Annotated in this window: 18 protein-coding genes; 3 read left to right on the top strand and 15 right to left on the bottom strand. The window is 69.6% G+C overall.

The genetic code is table 11. The features are described from left to right. The 5 genes from BKN37_RS19230 to gap all read right to left on the bottom strand — a co-directional run. On the bottom strand, positions 1-911 hold a 911-nt coding region (locus BKN37_RS19230; protein ID WP_131823651.1), incomplete at its 3' end, for a phosphoenolpyruvate carboxylase. Positions 912-953: 42 nt separating this feature from the next. After that, positions 954-1,190, bottom strand: a complete 237-nt coding sequence (gene secG / locus BKN37_RS19225; protein WP_071028558.1) for a preprotein translocase subunit SecG — start codon at positions 1,188-1,190, stop codon at positions 954-956. Positions 1,191-1,253: 63 nt separating this feature from the next. Then, positions 1,254-2,039, bottom strand: coding sequence for a triose-phosphate isomerase (tpiA, locus tag BKN37_RS19220; RefSeq protein WP_071028557.1), 786 nt, complete (start codon positions 2,037-2,039; stop codon positions 1,254-1,256). Further along, positions 2,036-3,262 (bottom strand): phosphoglycerate kinase, encoded by a 1,227-nt coding sequence (locus BKN37_RS19215; protein WP_071028556.1) that lies wholly within the window; start codon positions 3,260-3,262, stop codon positions 2,036-2,038. The genes tpiA and BKN37_RS19215 overlap by 4 nt, the downstream gene beginning before the upstream one ends. A 6-nt stretch (positions 3,263-3,268) precedes the next feature. Beyond that, positions 3,269-4,291 (bottom strand): type I glyceraldehyde-3-phosphate dehydrogenase, encoded by a 1,023-nt coding sequence (gene gap, locus BKN37_RS19210; protein ID WP_071028555.1) that lies wholly within the window; start codon positions 4,289-4,291, stop codon positions 3,269-3,271. 125 nt (positions 4,292-4,416) lie between these two features. Between gap and BKN37_RS19205 the strand changes: the two genes are divergently transcribed. From BKN37_RS19205 to BKN37_RS19195, 3 genes are read left to right on the top strand one after another with little or no spacing between them, the layout of a single operon-like run. Then, on the top strand, positions 4,417-4,917 hold the full coding sequence (locus BKN37_RS19205) for a SpoIIAA family protein (RefSeq protein ID WP_071028554.1): 501 nt from the start codon (positions 4,417-4,419) through the stop codon (positions 4,915-4,917). Then, complete coding sequence (locus tag BKN37_RS19200; protein WP_071028560.1) at positions 4,917-5,159, top strand: type II toxin-antitoxin system Phd/YefM family antitoxin; 243 nt, start codon at positions 4,917-4,919, stop codon at positions 5,157-5,159. The genes BKN37_RS19205 and BKN37_RS19200 overlap by 1 nt, the downstream gene beginning before the upstream one ends. After that, entirely contained in the window at positions 5,159-5,593 is a 435-nt protein-coding gene (locus tag BKN37_RS19195; protein WP_071028553.1) for a PIN domain-containing protein, read from the top strand. The genes BKN37_RS19200 and BKN37_RS19195 overlap by 1 nt, the downstream gene beginning before the upstream one ends. A gap of 15 nt (positions 5,594-5,608) precedes the next feature. On the opposite strand, the gene BKN37_RS19190 is transcribed toward BKN37_RS19195, so the two are convergent. From BKN37_RS19190 to uvrC, 10 genes are all read right to left on the bottom strand, one after another. Then, the gene (locus BKN37_RS19190) at positions 5,609-6,025 is read right to left on the bottom strand and encodes a type II toxin-antitoxin system VapC family toxin (RefSeq protein WP_071028552.1); all 417 of its coding nucleotides are present in this window, start codon (positions 6,023-6,025) and stop codon (positions 5,609-5,611) included. Further along, complete coding sequence (locus BKN37_RS19185; protein ID WP_131823650.1) at positions 6,022-6,252, bottom strand: ribbon-helix-helix protein, CopG family; 231 nt, start codon at positions 6,250-6,252, stop codon at positions 6,022-6,024. The genes BKN37_RS19190 and BKN37_RS19185 overlap by 4 nt, the downstream gene beginning before the upstream one ends. Positions 6,253-6,449: 197 nt before the next feature. After that, positions 6,450-7,865, bottom strand: a complete 1,416-nt coding sequence (locus BKN37_RS19180; RefSeq protein ID WP_071028550.1) for a phytoene desaturase family protein — start codon at positions 7,863-7,865, stop codon at positions 6,450-6,452. After that, entirely contained in the window at positions 7,862-9,625 is a 1,764-nt protein-coding gene (locus BKN37_RS19175; protein ID WP_071028549.1) for a DUF3556 domain-containing protein, read from the bottom strand. Before BKN37_RS19175 ends, BKN37_RS19180 begins: the two co-directional genes overlap by 4 nt. Positions 9,626-9,642: 17 nt before the next feature. Next, positions 9,643-11,121 carry a class I adenylate-forming enzyme family protein gene (locus tag BKN37_RS19170; RefSeq protein WP_071028548.1) on the bottom strand — a complete coding sequence of 493 codons (1,479 nt, stop codon included), beginning with the start codon at positions 11,119-11,121 and terminating at the stop codon, positions 9,643-9,645. 126 nt (positions 11,122-11,247) lie between these two features. Beyond that, a complete protein-coding gene (locus BKN37_RS19165; protein WP_071028559.1) occupies positions 11,248-12,486 on the bottom strand; it encodes a PucR family transcriptional regulator in 1,239 nt (412 codons plus the stop codon). Positions 12,487-12,655: 169 nt separating this feature from the next. After that, complete coding sequence (whiA, locus tag BKN37_RS19160; protein ID WP_083341903.1) at positions 12,656-13,633, bottom strand: DNA-binding protein WhiA; 978 nt, start codon at positions 13,631-13,633, stop codon at positions 12,656-12,658. Then, the gene (locus BKN37_RS19155; protein WP_071028546.1) at positions 13,630-14,694 is read right to left on the bottom strand and encodes a YvcK family protein; all 1,065 of its coding nucleotides are present in this window, start codon (positions 14,692-14,694) and stop codon (positions 13,630-13,632) included. Before BKN37_RS19155 ends, whiA begins: the two co-directional genes overlap by 4 nt. Further along, the gene (gene rapZ / locus BKN37_RS19150; RefSeq protein WP_071028545.1) at positions 14,691-15,620 is read right to left on the bottom strand and encodes an RNase adapter RapZ; all 930 of its coding nucleotides are present in this window, start codon (positions 15,618-15,620) and stop codon (positions 14,691-14,693) included. Before rapZ ends, BKN37_RS19155 begins: the two co-directional genes overlap by 4 nt. Next, positions 15,617-16,619 (bottom strand): excinuclease ABC subunit UvrC (gene uvrC / locus BKN37_RS19145; protein ID WP_108772717.1); only part of this gene is annotated, 1,003 nt, incomplete at its 5' end. The genes rapZ and uvrC, both read right to left, overlap by 4 nt.

Below are 16,619 nucleotides of genomic sequence, written 5' to 3'. Positions count from 1 at the left end.
GCCAGGTAGTGCGCCAGCGCGGTCTGCGCGGCGCTGCTGGTGGCCAGCCGCACCACCGCGGCGGTCACGTTCGGGTTGCCGTCGCGGTCCCCGCCGATCCACGACCCGGGGCGCAGCATCGGCTCGGCCAGCAGGTCGGCGTCGGGCCAGCGGGCCCGCAGCGCCTGCCGCACCTCGGCGTTGACCCGCGGGATCACCTCGAAGAACGCCGCCGGGTAGTAGCGCAACCCGACGTCGATCTCGTCGGCGATCTGCAGCCGGGCCAACCGGACCAGCGCGGTCTGCCACAAGGTGAGGACCTGGCGGCGCAGTTGGGGTTCGATGGCGCGGCCGTCGTCGGTGTCGGTGCGCCCCTCGGCGTGCAGCCGCATCAGTTCGGTGATGCGGTGCTGGGTGGCGAACACGGTGCGGCGCCGAGTCTCGGTCGGATGCGCAGTGATGACCGGGGACACCAGCGCACCGCGCAGCGCGTCGCCGACGGTGGCCGAGTCCAAGTGGGCCGCATCGAGTTTCAGGTAGGTGGCGGCCAGGCTGCTGTCCTGGGGCGGCTCGCCGGCGGCGACGTGCACGGCGCGGCGCCGTCCCCGGTGGATGTCTTCGGCCACGTTGGCCAGCAATGCGAAGTGGCTGAACGCCCGGATGACCGGGATCGCCTGGCCGATCGGCAGGCCGGCGAACAGCCGCGCCATCTCGGCCCGGTCGATCTCGGAGCGGCGCACCCGAAACGACGCCACCCGGGCCCGCTCGACCAGGTCGAACACCGCATCGCCGTGCTGTTCGCGGATGGTGTCGCCCAGGATCGCGCCGAGCAGCCGGATGTCTTCGCGCATCGGCTCGGTGGCCTCGCGGCCGAGGCGGGTGCGGTGCACCGCACCGATGGGCTCCAGGGCGGGGTCGCTGACGTCGGCCATGCCCCCAGTGTGCCGCCCGGCCGGTGGGCGGCGGTCAGAAAATCAGCTGGCGTACTTGATTCGCAACGCCATCGCGACGATGGACACCAGCCAGATGCCGACCACGAACAACGTCAGCCGGTCCAGGTTCTTTTCCACCACGGTCGAGCCGGACAGGCTGGACTGCACGCCGCCGCCGAACAGCGTCGACAAACCGCCGCCCTTGGCGCGGTGCAGCAACACCAGCAGCACCAGCAACACGCTGGTGATCACCAAGAGGATCTGCAGCCCTAACACCATGGCCGAAAGCCTACCGGCTGCGTTCGCTGCGCCGAAATCGACACCAGCGTGCGGCGCAGCAGGTCAGGGCAGCGGTCCGCCGGCGGCGATGGCGGCCAGCGTCGCGAACTGCTCCCCGTCCAGCGAGGCCCCGCCGACCAGCGCCCCGTCCACGTCGTCCTGCGCAACGAGCTCGCCGATGTTTTTGGCGTTCACCGACCCGCCGTAGAGGACCCGCACCTGCTCGGCGACCTGCGGCGACGCCAGCTGGCCCAGTTCGGCCCGCAGCGCCGCGCACACCTCCTGGGCGTCGGCGGCGCCGGCCACCCGCCCGGTGCCGATCGCCCAGACCGGCTCGTAGGCGATGACGACCTGGGCGATCTGCTCGGCAGACAGCCCGGCCAGCGAGCCTTGCAGCTGGGTCACGCAGTGCTCGACGTGGTTGCCGGATTCCCGAATCTCCAGGTGTTCGCCCAGGCACACGATCGGGGTCAGCTCGTGTTTGAGCGCGGCCGCGGCCTTGGCCGCCACCAGGGCGTCGTCCTCACCGTGGTAGCTGCGCCGCTCGGAATGCCCGACGACGACGAAGCTGCAGCCCAGCTTGGCCAAAAAGGCGCCGCTGATGTCGCCGGTGTAGGCGCCCGAGTCGTGCTGGGACAGGTCCTGGGCGCCGTAGGTCAGCCGCAGCTTGTCGCCGTCGACCAGGGTCTGCACGCTGCGCAGATCGGTGAACGGCGGCAGCACCGTGACATCGACCCTGTCGAAGTACTTATCCGGCAGCGAGAACGCGACCTTTTGCACCAGGGCGATCGCCTCGAAGTGGTTGAGGTTCATCTTCCAGTTGCCGGCGATCAGCGGCTTGCGGCTCATTGGTCCAGCACCTCCAGGCCGGGCAGGGTTTTGCCCTCAAGGTATTCCAGCGACGCACCACCCCCGGTGGAGATGTGCGAGAAGCCGTCGGCGGGCAGCCCCAGGGCGCGCACCGCCGCCGCGGAGTCCCCGCCGCCGACCACGGAAAACGCGCCCTTGGCGGTGGCGGCGGCGATCGCCTCGGCCACCCCCTTGGTGCCGGCCGCGAACGCCGGGAACTCGAACACCCCCATCGGACCGTTCCAGAAGATGGTTTGGGCGTTGGACAGCAGCGCGGTGAACCGCTGTACCGATCCCGGCCCGATGTCCAGGCCCATCTTGTCGTCCGGGATCTGGTCGGCGGCAACGGTTTCCGGTGTGGCGTCGGCGCTGAACTTATCGGCGACCACGATGTCGACCGGCAACCGCAGCACGTCGGCGTAGGTGTCCAGCAGCCGACGGCAGGTGTCGACCATGTCGGTTTCCAGCAGCGAGGTGCCCACCGAAAGGCCTTGGGCGGCCAGGAAGGTGAAGCACATGCCGCCGCCGATCACGATGGAATCGGCCTTGGTGGCCAGCGACTCGATGACGGCCAGCTTGTCGGACACCTTCGACCCGCCCAACACCACGGCGTAGGGCCGGTCGGTGGAACTGGTCAGCTGCTCCAACACCTGGGTTTCGGCGGCCACCAGCGTGCCGGCGTAGTGCGGCAACAGGGTGGCCACGTCGTAGACCGAGGCCTGCTTGCGGTGCACCACGCCGAACCCGTCGGAGACGAACGCGCCGGGCGAACCGTCGGCGCCGGACACCAACTCGGCGAGCTGACGGGCCAACGCCACCCGCTCGCCGTCGTCTTTGCTGGTCTCGCGCGGGTCGAACCGGATGTTCTCCAGCAGCAGCACATCGCCGTCGGTCAATCCCTCGGCGCGGGCCAGCGCGTCGGAGCCGACCACGTCGCCGGCCAGCTGCACATGCTGTCCCAGCTGCTCGGAAAGCGCGGCCGCGACCGGCGCCAACGACAGCGCCGGGTCGGGTGCGCCCTTGGGTCGGCCCAGGTGCGCGGTCACCACCACCTTGGCGCCGGCCTCGACCAGCGCCTGGAGCGTCGGCACCGACGCGGTGATGCGCCCCGGGTCGGTGATGGAGCCGGCGTCGTCGAGCGGAACGTTCAGGTCGGAGCGCACCAGCACGCCCCGGCCCGAAACTCCTTCGGCCAGAAGGTCGTCGAGCGTCTTGAGCGTCACGGCGGGTTACAGGGACTTGCCGACCAGGGCGACCAGGTCGACCAGCCGGTTGGAGTAGCCCCATTCGTTGTCGTACCAGGACACCACCTTGGCCTGGTTGTCGATCGCCTTGGTCAGGCCCGCGTCGTATAGCGAGGAGTGCGGGTCGGTGACGATGTCGGACGACACGATCGGCGCGTCGTAGTACTTGAGGATGCCCTTCAGGCGCCCCTCGGCGGCGGCCTTGAACGCGGCGTTGATGTCCTCAACGGACGCCGACTTGCTCAGCTCGGCGGTCAGGTCGGTGACCGACCCGGTGGGGATCGGCACCCGCAGTGCGTACCCGTCGAGCTTGCCCTTCAGCTCGGGCAGCACCAGCCCGATCGCCTTGGCGGCGCCGGTGGAGGTCGGCACGATGTTGACCGCGGCGGCGCGGGCGCGACGCAGGTCCTTGTGCGGGCCGTCCTGCAGGTTCTGGTCCTGGGTGTAGGCGTGGATGGTGGTCATCAGGCCCTTGACGATGCCGAACTCGTCGTTGAGCACCTTGGCCAGCGGGCCCAGGCAGTTCGTGGTGCACGAGGCGTTGGAGATGATGTTCTGGCTGCCGTCGTACTTGTCGTCGTTGACGCCCAGCACGATGGTGATGTCCTCGTCGGTGGCCGGCGCGGAGATGATCACCTTCTTGGCGCCGGCGTCCAGGTGGCCCTTGGCCTTGGCGGCGTTGGTGAAGATGCCGGTGGATTCGACGACGACGTCAACGCCCAGGTCACCCCAGGGCAGCGCGGCCGGGCCCTCCTTGACCTCCAGCGCCTTGATCTTGGTGTTGCCGACGACGATGGTGTCGTCGCCCTCGAGAGTGACGTCATGCGGCAGCCGGCCCAGGATCGAGTCGAATTTGAGCAGGTGCGCCAGGGTGGCGTTGTCGGTCAGGTCGTTGACCGCGACAATCTCGATGTCGGTGCCGGCGCCCTGGGCCTTCTGCGCGTCCAATGCCCTGAAGAAGTTGCGTCCGATGCGACCAAAGCCGTTAACGCCTACCCGGACCGTCACTGGTCTTTCTCCTCGCGTTTTGCAGTCTGCTGGTGTGCTCCACCGGCCAGCCTAATGGGCGCTCCCGGGCGCGTGTGCGGGCGGTGACGGGTCGCTGGACGTAGCGTTGGTAGCAGGTGGTTGTGATGCTCAAAGAACTTGCGGGTGCGCCCGCCGGCATCCAGGCCCTGGAGGCCGGCGGCACCCTGACGGCCTCCGATTACCGGCGGGTCTTTGCGCCGCTGGTCGACCGGACGCGGCAGGCCGGGGGCCGGCTGCGCCTGCTCTACCAGTTCGGTCCGGGCTTTCAGCGCATCACCCCGGGCGCGCTGTGGGCCGACGGCCGGCTGGGGTCGAGCTACGCGCGGCTGCTGGACGGCTGCGCGGTGGTCAGCGACATCGACTGGATCCGGATACCGGCCCGGCGCATCGGGGCCTGGATGCCGTGCCCGGTGCGGGTGTTCGGCAACGACGAGCGTGACGACGCGATCGCCTGGCTGACTGCACTACCTGTTGGCGCCGACGTTTCCGCGGGGGACCTGGTCAAGGCCTACCTCGGCGGGGTGGGTGGGGTGCTCGCGAGCCTCGGTGAACTTGCGATCTGGCGGGCCAAGAACCGAGGTAGCAGTCCTGCTACCGTCGAGTGATGGCCGTGATCCCGCAGAAGGAGCTGCGCAACAACGTGGCTGAGGTGCTCCGCCGCGCGGAAGCTGGCGAGGAAATCACGATCACTGTGGCCGGCAGGCCAGTGGCACAGTTGGGCCCGACTACGCCTCGGCGGTGGGTCAGCGGTCAGGCGTTGCGTTCCATCTGGCGCGCTCCCGCCCCGAAGACACTCGACGCAGATCTCGAGCAGTTCGCGGCACCGCTTGCCGATCCGTTCGCGTGATGCGCGCGCTGCTCGACACCTCTGTCCTCATCGGTGCGGATCCCCCGCCAGACATCGAGGCCGCGATCAGCGTTGCCTCGATCGCCGAACTCCACTTCGGTGTGCTGGTTGCCGCCGACGACGACGAGCGCGCCCGTCGTACCGCCCGTCTGGGGGCGATTGAGTCGGCGTTCGATCCCCTGCCCGTCACTACCGAGATCGCCCGCGAATGGGGCCGATTATCCGCCGCCGTGCGCCAGCGCGGCGGCCCGCTGCGTCGGCGCGCCGTCGACCTGGTCATCGCCGCGACCGCGAAAGTCCACGACGTACCGCTTCTGACTGACAATTTCGCCGACTTCCAGATCATCAGCGATCTCGTCGACGTCCGCAGCCCGGCGGAGCTGCGGTCCACCGAGCCGGAGTCAGGCGCCGATAGCGACGACGCCACCGAATAATGCGCCAGCAGGGCCCTACTGAGGGCCGTGGACCTCGACGAACCCGGCCGCCGCGAAGTCCCGGTCGAACGCGAAAGCTTCACGCAGACGCCGATCGCGCATCACCCGAAAGCTCGTCGCGTCCACGAACGAGTACACCCGCTCGTCGTGCTTGCGCAGCCAGTCCCAGGCCGCGGCTTCCTGGTCCTCGGTTACTCGGTGCACGACCAGCCGATCAGTGTTGGTCAGAACGTCGAGCCGGTCGAGAAAGGCCAGTGCGGTGCGATGGCTGTCCTTGCGACGCAGGAAGGTCCAGGTCTCGCCCGCAACCAGGTTCGTGGTGAGGATCTGCTCGGAGCGTCCGAGGGCGCTCAGCATGGCCAGCGCGTGATCATGGTGCGCGTCTCCCGGCAGCGCCCACGCCACCCACCACCCGGTGTCGGCGAACTTCACCTGCCGTACACGACCTCGTCGATCTCGCCCGGGTCCACCGAGACCTCACTGGACCCGAACCCGGCCAGGGACCGCCAGGGATCCCCCCCGGTGTCGTCGGACGGTGGCGAGAGGACCGCGCCAAGGCCGAGGCGGATTAGCTCGGACTTGGAGATACCACGACGACGCGCCTCCGCAGCAGCCCGCACGTCAAGCTCCTCGGGAATCGTGATCGTGATCGTCTTCACCACTCCCACTATAAATAGTCGCTGCAACTTTGACTACATATATGGGAACCGCAGCGCCCGAATGAACCTGAGATCGCGTTGCAGTCACAGCGGAAGGAACGCCCCCACCGCGGCTGTGGTCCAGTGTCACCAGTACCGGTGGTCGAGCCCGAATAGCACCTCGACCACCCGACGGCGCAGCGGCTCTAACTCACCAATCAGCGGGGCAGCCGCCGCAGCGCCGATTGCGCGGCGTAATAGCCGCACAGCCCGTGAATCCCGGCGCCCGGCGGGGTGGATTGCGAGCACAGGTATACCCCCGGCACCCCGGTGAAGTACGGGTCGACCGCCACCCGCGGGCGAAACAGCACCTGCAGCCGATCATTGGCGCCGCCGATGATGTCGCCGCCGAGGTAGTTCGGGTTGTAGCTGTGCAGCTGGGCGGTGGATTTGCTGACAGTGGCCACAATGCGGTCACGGAATCCCGGTGCGGCGCCCTCAATCTGATCGATGACCGCGTCGGTGGCGTCCCCGGTGTAGCCGAACGGCACGTGCGCGTAGGACCAGATCGGGTTGATGCCGCCGGCCGACCGCGTCGGGTCGGCCAGGTACTGCTGCCCGACCAGGGTGAACGGCCGCTGCGGCATTCGGCCGGCCGCGCGTTCGCGTTCGCTGTGCGCGATCTGCTCGAACGTGCCGCCCAGGTGCACGGTGCCCGCCCGCCGACAGGCCGGGTTGGTCCACGGGATGTCGCCGTCGATCGCGAAGTCGACCTTGAACGCCGCGGAGCCGTACCGGTAGCGCCGATAGGCCCGTTTGATCCGGCCGGGCAGGGCGTCGCCGTAAATCTGCAGCGCCGCGGCCGGACTCAGGTCGAGCAGCACGATGTCGGCGTCGGGAATATCGGCGCGGCCGGTGACCGGGACCCCGGTAGCGATCGCGCCGCCGTGTTGCTTCAGCGCGGCGGCCAGGGCCGCGGTGATCGACCCCGATCCGCCTTCGGCGACCGGCCAGCCGTAGCGGTGGCCGCTGGCCAAAAACATCAATCCCATCGCCGCGGTCAGCGGCCGGTCCAGCCGGGTGAACGCGTGCGCGGCCGCGCCGCCGTACAGCGCGCGGGCCTGCGCGGTGCGAAACCACCGCGCCAGCACCGTGGCGGGCAGCACCGCGCGCGGCCCGAACGCGGCCAGCCGGATCGGGTGGCGCGGGACGTGCAGCGCCGGGCGCATCAGATCCTCGCCCAACTCGTCGAAGCCGACCGCCAGGTCGCCCACCGCCAGCCGCCACCGGCGGGCGTCGGGGCCCATCCCGGCCACGGTGGTGTCCAGCGACCGGTACAGCACCCCGGCGGTGCCGTCGTCGAGCGGGTGGGCGCAGTCGACCTCCGGCCATTTCCAGGTCAGCCCGTACCGCGGCAGGTCGATGTCGTTCCAGAACGGTGAACCCACCCCCATCGGGTGCGCGGCCGAGCAGTAATCGTGGATCACCCCGGGCGCCGTCAGCTCGCCGGAGCGCGCTCCCCCGCCGATGGTGTCGGCGGCCTCGAGCACCTGCACGTCAACCCCGTTGCGGGCCAGGTGGATCGCGCCGGCCAGCCCGTTGGGTCCGGCGCCGACGACGACGGCCTTAGTCATCGGGCGGCTTTGTCGGTGCCGCGGGCGGTGACGTGCACCGGGAACTCATCGCCGGGTTCGGGCCAGGGCTGACGGCTCAGCATGTCCTCCACGGTGACATAGCCCGCCTCGATCAGCCCGGATTTGGCGTCGACGATGCGGTAGGCCTGCGTTTGGCGGTGGATGGGCTGGCCTTCCAGGATGATGACCCGCAGGTCCCCGTCGGCGAACTGGCAGCGCCGCTGCACCGCGTGCGCCAATTGCTCGTTGTGCAGGTGACCTTCGCCGAAGTTCCAGCCGATCAGCGGCCCGGCGACGATTTCGCCCTCCCGGATGTTGTAGTCGGCCTCGTCGTCGATCGCGCGGGGCAGCAGCCCGTTGAGGGCCCGGCCGTGCAAGTGCAGGGAGCGGAACGCCCCCGGAACCTTGTCGGCCACGAGTTCGGCGGTGGCCGCGTCATAGAGTTTGGTCAACTGGTTGATCACCAGCGCCGAGCTTTTCACCACGTTGCTTTCGATGATGTCCTCGGCGCCGTCGCGGAAGCACCACAGGCTGGTGGCCCAGTTCCCGGCGTAGTAGCGCATCCCGGGCAGGAACGAAATCTGTTGGGGAAACAGGTTTCCCGCGATCGGCACCACGACCAACCCGATGATCAGGATGCCCAGCAGCAGCGGCGAGTGCAGGTCGTAAACCTGGATCGCGCCGTAGTGACCGAACAGGTAGAACAGCGAGAAGATGAAGAACACATTCCACTCCAACGGGACCCCCATCGGGAGGTTGGAAATGATGTTGAGGTGGAAGATCACCATGAACCCGATCAGGATCCAGCGCCACGGCTGGTCGCCGGCGACGAACACCAGCACCGCCGGCACGATGAATTCCGCCGTGGTGCCGCCCACGTGGGCCATCAGGTGCGGTAACCGGGTGGGCCGCAGGTCGTGGACCGGGTCGCGGTAGAGCTTGCGTTTGAACCAGGTGAACACCTTGGGCCGCAGCAGCGCGTTGTTGCTCATCATCACCGCCACCACGTACGGGAAGTGGTGGTTGAGCTTGGAGGTCGCCGCTCCCCACCACAGTCCGAGCAGGATGATTTTGAACGCCGCCATCTGGTCGAGGTACGGAAAAAAGAACACCAGCAGGGTGAGCCCGTAGTGCTCGGCCCGGGCGGCCAGGAAGATGGTCTTGTCGCGCAGCCCCAGCAGCACCAGGGCGATGATCATCGGCACCACCAGCATCGGGTCGAGCAGGCCGACGTCGCCGGTGTCGGTGACCGGGCCGCCGTGGCCGGGCGACAGCAGCGCCCACACCCCGCAGATCAGCACGGTGGCGTACAGCGCGACGTCAACGAGGGTGCGGCTGTCGCCGCGGGTGAACGGAACTTTCCCCGGCCAGGGCGGTAGCCGAATGGTGTTGGGCCGCAACCAGTACAGGACGCCACCGATCGGCGGCCAGAACCGGCCGGTCAGCGGGCCCGATCCGCAGCCCAACCCCAGGATCTCGAACAGCAGGGTGAACACGACGACCTTCTGGTACACGATCGGCTGCGTCCACCAGTCGGCGATGCGACCCAGCCCGCCCAACCCCGGGGTCAGCGCGATGACCGCCGCGGCGCCGGCCACATACGCCCCGATTTTCAGCAGGTAGAGCAGATAGATCGCCGACGGGGTGCCGAAGCCGTGTTCGGCCCAGTGCCGGCTGCAAACCTGGATCCGGTCGCGCCACGGGCGGGTGCGCCAGCTGGCGGAGTCGACGTCGGGAACCGACGGTGTGATGAATCCCATGATGACCTCGTTGGGTGTCAGGTGGTGGCGGTGACGAATCGGCGGCGCAGGGCCGGCTTGTCGATCTTGCCGACCGGGTTCTTGGGAAGCCCTGCCACCGCGATGATTTCGGTGGGCAGCTTGTATTTGGCCAGCGACTTCGTGAGGTGCTCGCGCAGCGTGTCGGGCGTGGTGTCGGCGCCGTCCCGGAAGAACACAAACGCCACCGGAACTTCGCCGTAGACCGGGTCGGGGCGGCCGACCACGGCGGCCTCCCGCACGTCGGGGTGGGTGTAGATGGCCGACTCGATCTCTTTGGGGTAGATGTTTTCCCCGCCGCGAATGATCATGTCCTTCACCCGGTCGACCAGGGTGAGATAGCCGTCGGCGTCCAGGACGCCGATATCGCCGGTGTGCAGCCAGCTGTCGATGATTGTCTTCGCGGTCTCCTCGGGCCGGTTGAGGTAGCCGCGCATCACGATGGGCCCCTTGATGACGACCTCACCGGGCGAACCGTCGGTGACCAACTGGCCCCGGTCGTTCATCGTCGCGACCTGCACCCCGGGCAGGGCGATGCCGACGGTGCCGGGTTTGCGCACCCCGTGCAGCGGGTTGCTGGTGGCGGCGCAGGTACCCTCCGACAGTCCGTAGCCCTCAACGATCGGGACGTGGTAGCGGCCTTCGAACCGGCGGATCAGCTCGACCGGCATCGGTGCCGCCCCGCAGACGGCGTACCGCAGCGAACTGGTGTCGGGCACCACGTCGTCGCCCAGCGCGGCCAACATGCCGTAAATGGTAGGGACCGCGGAAAACGTTGTGGGCCTGATCCGTTCGACGAGGTCGAAGAAGGTGGTCGGGTCGAACCGGCCCGCCACCGTGGCCCGTCCTCCCGCCAGCAGCGGGGCCAACACACTGACCACGATGCCGTTGACGTGAAACAGCGGCAAGATCAGCAGGCTGTGGTCGGCGGGGCCCAGCCCGGTGAACGCGATCATCGACTGCGCCATCGCCATGATGTTGGCGTGGGTCAATTCCACGCCCTTGGGTCGCCCTGTGGTTCCGCTGGTGTAAACCAGCAGGGCCACAGCGTCTTTCGACAGCACCGGGTCGGCTGGTTGCGGCGCGGTGTCGTCGTGACCGGTCAACTGGCTCAGCGTCAGCACCGGGTAGCCGGCGGTGGCGTGACCCGACGCGGCGTCGTCGCAGACCAGGATCCGCGCCGCGGAGTCGGCGAGCTGAAAGTCGGTTTCGCTGGGTGTCAGGGCCGGGTTAACCGGTGTCGCGGCGGCACCGAGCCGCCACGCGGCGAACAACGCCACGATCAGCTCGATCCGGTTGGGCAGTTGCACCGCGACGACGTCACCGGCGCCGACCCCGGCACGCCGAAAGCGGTCGGCGGCGTCCTGCACCCGCTGCAGCAGCTGGGCGTTCGTCAGCTGCCCGTTGTGCTGATCGGCTAACGCCGCACCGTGCGGGTCGTGCGCGGCGCGCTGGTCCGGCAATGTCGCGAAATGCATCGTTAGCCTCCTCAACTGGCGATTCACCGTTGCTGGGCGTAACAGTACGGCGCTAAAAGTGGCCTAGACCATAGTCGCCGGGGACGAAGCTCGTCCTCACCGTTGTACGGACAGCACGAAACGGCGTCAGCGGCTGGCGGTGGTGCGCTTCGCCGGGCGCAGCACCGCCGGGGCCATCCACCGGCAGACCTCCAGCGCGATCTGCACCCCCACCAGGGCGTTCGGGGCGTCGGGGTCATCGAAGCTCTGCCCACACAGTTCCATTGCCTGCGCCACCCGGTACTGAATGGTGTTGCGGTGCAGGATCATGGCGTGGGCCGTCGCCACATAGCTGCGGTTGCGGGCCAAGAACTCGCGCAGCGTCTCGCGGAGCCACTCGTTGCGCTCGTCGTCCACACTGAGCTCACCCAGCGCGTCGGCGACGAAACTGCGCAGCCCGTCCAGGTCGCCGGCCATCAACGCGATCGGCGCGACCTCGGCATAGAAAACGACGTGGGTGGCGGGTCGGCCGCGGCCGGCCAGCGCCACCGCCTTGACCCGTTCGGCCTGCGTCAGCGAGCGGCGAAAACCACCGAGGCCCTGACCCACGTCGCCGAACGCCAGGCCGGCGCGCAAACCGGAGGATTCCAGCGCCGCCCGCACCCGCGCGGGGTGGATCCGGTCGCCGCCGCGCAGCGAAAACCACAGCCGCACTTCGCGTTCGTCGGTCGGGACCATCAACGGGCGCCCCACCGCGCCCAGCTCGGCGGCCGCCCGCGACCGCACCTGATCGAAGAGGGCCGCCGCATCACCGGCGGGCACCGCCGCGTCCGCCCACGCCACCGCCGCCAGATGCCGACCGTCCAACCGGTAGCCCAACGCCTCCTCGGCCCGGTGCAGATCGACCGGCTCACCGGCGAGCACCTCGCCGACCCACTGCTGGCGCAGGCCGCTGCGCCGGCTCACCCACCGGTCGCGCTCCTGCTCGTAGGCGACCCCCACCTGGTCACACACCACGTCGATGAAACGGGCCGCGCGGTTGACCAGTTCGATGATCGTCGGCACCCGCACGTCGGGCTCCAACGACGACGCGTGCTGCATCGCCGATTCCACGAAGCGGGCATGGCCGATCCGGTACGCCCGGATCAACGCCGACAGCGGAACGTCGCGCTGGGCGAGCGCCCGTGCGTAGGCCAACGCGGCCGTCGGGGCCTGCACCGGCGCGTCCGGCGCCTCCAGATCCACATGGTGAATGCCGGCAACGACGACCTCGGTGATGCTGGCCGTCAGCAGGTCCACCATCCGGGTGTCGTGGTCGAGAGCCCGGATCTCCGCCTTCGTCACCTCCACCAGGTCGACGACGAACTCGTCGCGGTGGCTGTACATCTGTTGGGCCACCGCGGACAGCGACTTACCGACATTCACCCGTCAAGTGTGGCGCTTACCGCCGTCGAGCACCGGCGGTTATCGCCGCCCAGCGGCCCGCGAGCGTGCGCAGAACCGGGTTTTTCCTCGGCGTGTCGACCGGGGACACGCACGCTCGCGGCAAGCCGAACTAGGCGTCTTCGAGGAGGTCGGGGGTGACCGCCGACTCGGTGTCGGGGATGCCGTCCTGTTTGGCCTTGCGGTCGGCCATCGACAGCAGCCGCCGGATGCGGCCGGCCACAGCGTCTTTGGTCATCGGCGGGTCGGCCAGCCGACCCAGCTCCTCCAGCGACGCCTGCCGGTGCTCGACGCGCAGCTTGCCGGCCGCGGCCAGATGGTCGGGCACCGTGTCGCCGAGGATCTCCAGGGCCCGCGCCACCCGGGCGGCCGCGGCGACCGCCGCGCGCGCCGAGCGGCGCAGGTTGGCGTCGTCGAAGTTGGCCAGCCGGTTGGCGGTGGCCCGCACCTCGCGGCGCATCCGGCGCTCCTCCCAGACCAGCCGGGTGCTCTGGGCGCCCATCCGGGTCAGCAGCGCACCGATCGCCTCCCCGTCGCGCACCACCACCCGGTCGGCGCCGCGCACCTCGCGGGCCTTGGCGCTGACCCCCATCCGGCGGGCCGCGCCCACCAGCGCCAGCGCGGCCTCCGGGCCCGGGCAGCTGACCTCCAGCGCCGAGGAGCGCCCCGGCTCGGTCAGCGACCCGTGCGCCAGGAACGCGCCGCGCCAGGCCGCCTCGGCGTCGCCGATGCTGCCGCCCACCACCTGGGCCGGCAACCCGCGCACCGGGCGGCCGCGCAGATCCAGCAGGCCGGTCTGGCGAGCCAGGGCCTCCCCATCGTTGGCGACCCGCAGCACATACCGGGTGTTCTTGCGGATCCCGCTGGCCGAGAGCACATGCACCACGGAGTTGTAGCCGTACAGGTCGAAGATGTCCTTGCGCAGTCGTCGCGCGATGATGCCCTGGTCGACCTCGGCTTCGACCACCACCCGGCCGGACACGATGTGCAATCCGCCGGCGAACCGCAGCAGCGAGGCCACCTCGGCGCGGCGCGCGCTCACCGAACTCACCACCAGGCGGCTCAGCTCATCCTTGACATCGGCCGTCATCGCCACGCGTCGTCACCTCCCGGTCCGTTCCGGCGGGGTCCCGCCATGCCGGTCTGTTGGCCGCCCGCCTCAACCGGCTTCGAGACAGGGCTCGGGACGGTGGGCGGCGCCGAGCTGGAGCCGCGCACCCGGACCCCGTCCAGCGCCGCCGCCAGCTTTCCTGGGTCATGTAAAGGTGTACCAGGTCGAGCGACGTTGGCGAACTGAACATCGGCTTGCAGCAGCGTGGCGGTGCGCCGCAGCTGCTCGCGTTCCCGGTCGCTGGGCACCCGTTCGGCGTCGATGATGATGTCGTGGACGGTGAACCCGGGCGCGTGCTGGGCCAGCACGTGCAGGTGTCGCTCCACCGAGAACCCCGCGGTCTCCCCCGGCTCGGCGGCCAGGTTGAGCACCAGCGCCCGGCGCGCCGGGGTGGCCTGCAGCGCCGCGGCCAGCCCGGGCACCAGCACATGCGGGATGACGCTGGTGAACCACGACCCGGGCCCGAGCACCACCAGGTCGGCGGTCATGATGGCGTCCACCGCCTGCCGGGTGGCCGGCGGGTCGCCGGGTAGCAGCCGGACCCGACGCACCTTGCCCGGGGTGGTGGCGATCGCCACCTGGCCGCGGATCAGCCGGAACATGCGCGGATCGGCCTCCAGGCCGGACACGTCGGCCTCGATCTGCAGCGCGATCGGGCACATCGGCAGCACCCGGCCCTTGACCCCCAGCATCCGGCCCAACTCGTCGAGGGCCGCGACCGGGTCGGCCAGCACGTCGTTGAGTCCGGCCAGCAGCAGGTTGCCGATCGGGTGCCCGGCCAGCGCGCCGCTGCCGCCGAAGCGGTGCTGGATGATGGTGGCCCACAGCCGCCCGTGCGGGCTGTCGGAGGCCAACGCCGCCAACGCCATCCGCAGATCCCCCGGGGGCACCACATCGAGTTCGCTGCGCAGCCGGCCCGACGAGCCGCCGTCGTCGGCGACCGTCACCACCGCGGTGACGTGCGGGGTGATCCGCCGAGCCGCCGACAGCGTCGCATACAGTCCGTGTCCGCCGCCCAACGCGACAATGCGCTGGCTCATTCGCGGCCCAGATCCCGGTGCAGGACCCGCACCGACAGGAGGGCATCGCCGCCCTGGGCCTCCAGCAGCGCCGCCAACGCTTCGGCGATGGCCACGCTGCGATGCTTGCCGCCGGTACACCCGATGGCAACGGTCATGTAGCGCTTCCCCTCTCGGCGATAGCCCTCGACAACCAGGGACAGCAACCGATGGTAGGTATCGAGAAAGTCGGCCGCACCGGGCTGGCCCAGCACGTAGTCGCGCACCGCCGGGTGCTGACCGGTGTGCGGACGCAGCTCGTCGACCCAGTGCGGGTTGGGCAAAAACCGCACATCCATCACCATGTCGGCGTCCATCGGCAGGCCGTATTTGTAGCCGAAGGACTCCACGGTGACGCTGGTGTGCGCGACGGCCTCGGTGCCGAACGCCCGTTCTATGCTCTCCCGCAGTTCGCGCACCGACCGGGTGGAGGTGTCGATGATCAGGTCGGCGGCCGCGCGCACCGGCGCCAGCATGGCCCGTTCGGCGGCGATGCCCTCGGCCAGGGTCTGCTCCCCCTGCAGCGGGTGGCTGCGGCGGTTGTTTTCGTAGCGGCGGATCAGCATGTCGTCCGACGCCTCCATGAACAGCACCCGCGGGCTGATGCCGCGGGTGGCCAGCTCGGTGCGCACCGAGTCCAGGTCGCCGGTGAAGCCGCGGGACCGCACGTCCATCACCACCGCCAGCTGGGTGATCCGCGACCCGGCGGCCAGCCCGAAGTCCACCATCCGGGTGATCAGCTCCGGGGGCAGGTTGTCGGCGACATACCAGCCCAGGTCCTCGAGGACCTTGGCCGCGGTGCCGCGCCCCGCCCCGGACAGCCCCGTCACCAGGACCACGTCGATCCCGGATTCGCCGGCGCCGGAGTGACGCTCGCGCACACCTTCCCCCGTTCCATGCTCGGTCATCCCGATGCCCGCTCCCCTCGAGTCGTCGCGACCACCCCGGGCGGCTCGGGGCCAGACCCCAAGGCTGCCAGGACCGCCGCGGCGGTCCTGGCGCCGATGCCGGGCACCGCGGTGATCTCGTCGACGGTGGCCTCCCGCAGCCGGGCCACCGAACCGAAATGCGCGACCAGCGCCTTGCGACGATGTTCCCCCAAACCGGGCACCGAATCCAGCGCCGACGCGGTCATCCGCTTCGATCGTTTGCTGCGGTGGTAGCTGATGGCGAACCGGTGCGCCTCGTCGCGGATGCGCTGCAGCAAGTACAGGCCTTCGCTGTTGCGCGGCATAATCACCGGATCCGGTTCGGCGGGCACCCACACCTCTTCCAGCCGTTTAGCCAGCCCGATCGTGGCGACGTCGGTGATGCCGAGCTCGGACAGCACCGCCGCAGCGGCGTTGACCTGCGGGGCGCCCCCGTCCACGACGTACAGGTTCGGCGGATAGGCGAACCGGCGCGACTTGCCTTCGGCGGTCAGCATATCCGGGTCCTGCTGGTCACGCAGATGGCGCACGAAGCGTCGGCGGGTCACCTCGGCGATCGAGGCCACGTCGTCGGAGCGGCCGTCCCCGGCGGCCTCCCGGATGGCGAAGTGCCGGTAGTCGGATTTGCGGGGCAACCCGTCCTCGAACACCACCAGCGACCCCACCACGTCGGTGCCCTGCACGTGGCTGATGTCCACGCACTCGATGCGCAGCGGCGCATCAGCCAACCCCAGTGCTTCTTGAATGCTTTGCAGCGCAGCGGATCTAGCGGTGAAGTCGCCGGCCCGCTTCAGCTTGTGTTGCTGCAGCGCCTCTTTGGCGTTGCGCTGCACGGTTTCGGCCAGGACCCGCTTGTCGCCGCGGCGCGCCACCTTCAGCGCCACCCGCGACCCGCGCAGGCCGGACAGCCAGTCGGTCAACTGGTCGGCGTTGGCCGGCAGGCACGGCACCAACACCTCGCGGGGCACCGGGTTGGTC

Source organism: Mycobacterium talmoniae, assembly GCF_001854525.1.
Lineage (GTDB): Bacteria > Actinomycetota > Actinomycetes > Mycobacteriales > Mycobacteriaceae > Mycobacterium > Mycobacterium talmoniae.
Note: the sequence above shows the minus strand (reverse complement) of the source record. Positions and strands in the feature narration are given on the sequence as shown.

Bases quoted from the DNA above. Each gene is read 5' to 3' on its own strand.
- BKN37_RS19195 (WP_071028553.1), top strand. From the start codon at position 5,159: ATGCGCGCGCTGCTCGACACCTCTGTCCTCATCGGTGCGGATCCCCCG.
- BKN37_RS19205 (WP_071028554.1), top strand. From the start codon at position 4,417: ATGCTCAAAGAACTTGCGGGTGCGCCCGCCGGCATCCAGGCCCTGGAG.
- secG (WP_071028558.1), bottom strand. From the start codon at position 1,190: ATGGTGTTAGGGCTGCAGATCCTCTTGGTGATCACCAGCGTGTTGCTG.
- BKN37_RS19170 (WP_071028548.1), bottom strand. From the start codon at position 11,121: ATGCATTTCGCGACATTGCCGGACCAGCGCGCCGCGCACGACCCGCAC.
- BKN37_RS19180 (WP_071028550.1), bottom strand. From the start codon at position 7,865: ATGACTAAGGCCGTCGTCGTCGGCGCCGGACCCAACGGGCTGGCCGGC.
- BKN37_RS19200 (WP_071028560.1), top strand. From the start codon at position 4,917: ATGGCCGTGATCCCGCAGAAGGAGCTGCGCAACAACGTGGCTGAGGTG.
- rapZ (WP_071028545.1), bottom strand. From the start codon at position 15,620: ATGACCGAGCATGGAACGGGGGAAGGTGTGCGCGAGCGTCACTCCGGC.
- BKN37_RS19175 (WP_071028549.1), bottom strand. From the start codon at position 9,625: ATGGGATTCATCACACCGTCGGTTCCCGACGTCGACTCCGCCAGCTGG.
- BKN37_RS19165 (WP_071028559.1), bottom strand. From the start codon at position 12,486: ATGTACAGCCACCGCGACGAGTTCGTCGTCGACCTGGTGGAGGTGACG.
- tpiA (WP_071028557.1), bottom strand. From the start codon at position 2,039: ATGAGCCGCAAGCCGCTGATCGCCGGCAACTGGAAGATGAACCTCAAC.
- BKN37_RS19155 (WP_071028546.1), bottom strand. From the start codon at position 14,694: ATGAGCCAGCGCATTGTCGCGTTGGGCGGCGGACACGGACTGTATGCG.
- whiA (WP_083341903.1), bottom strand. From the start codon at position 13,633: ATGACGGCCGATGTCAAGGATGAGCTGAGCCGCCTGGTGGTGAGTTCG.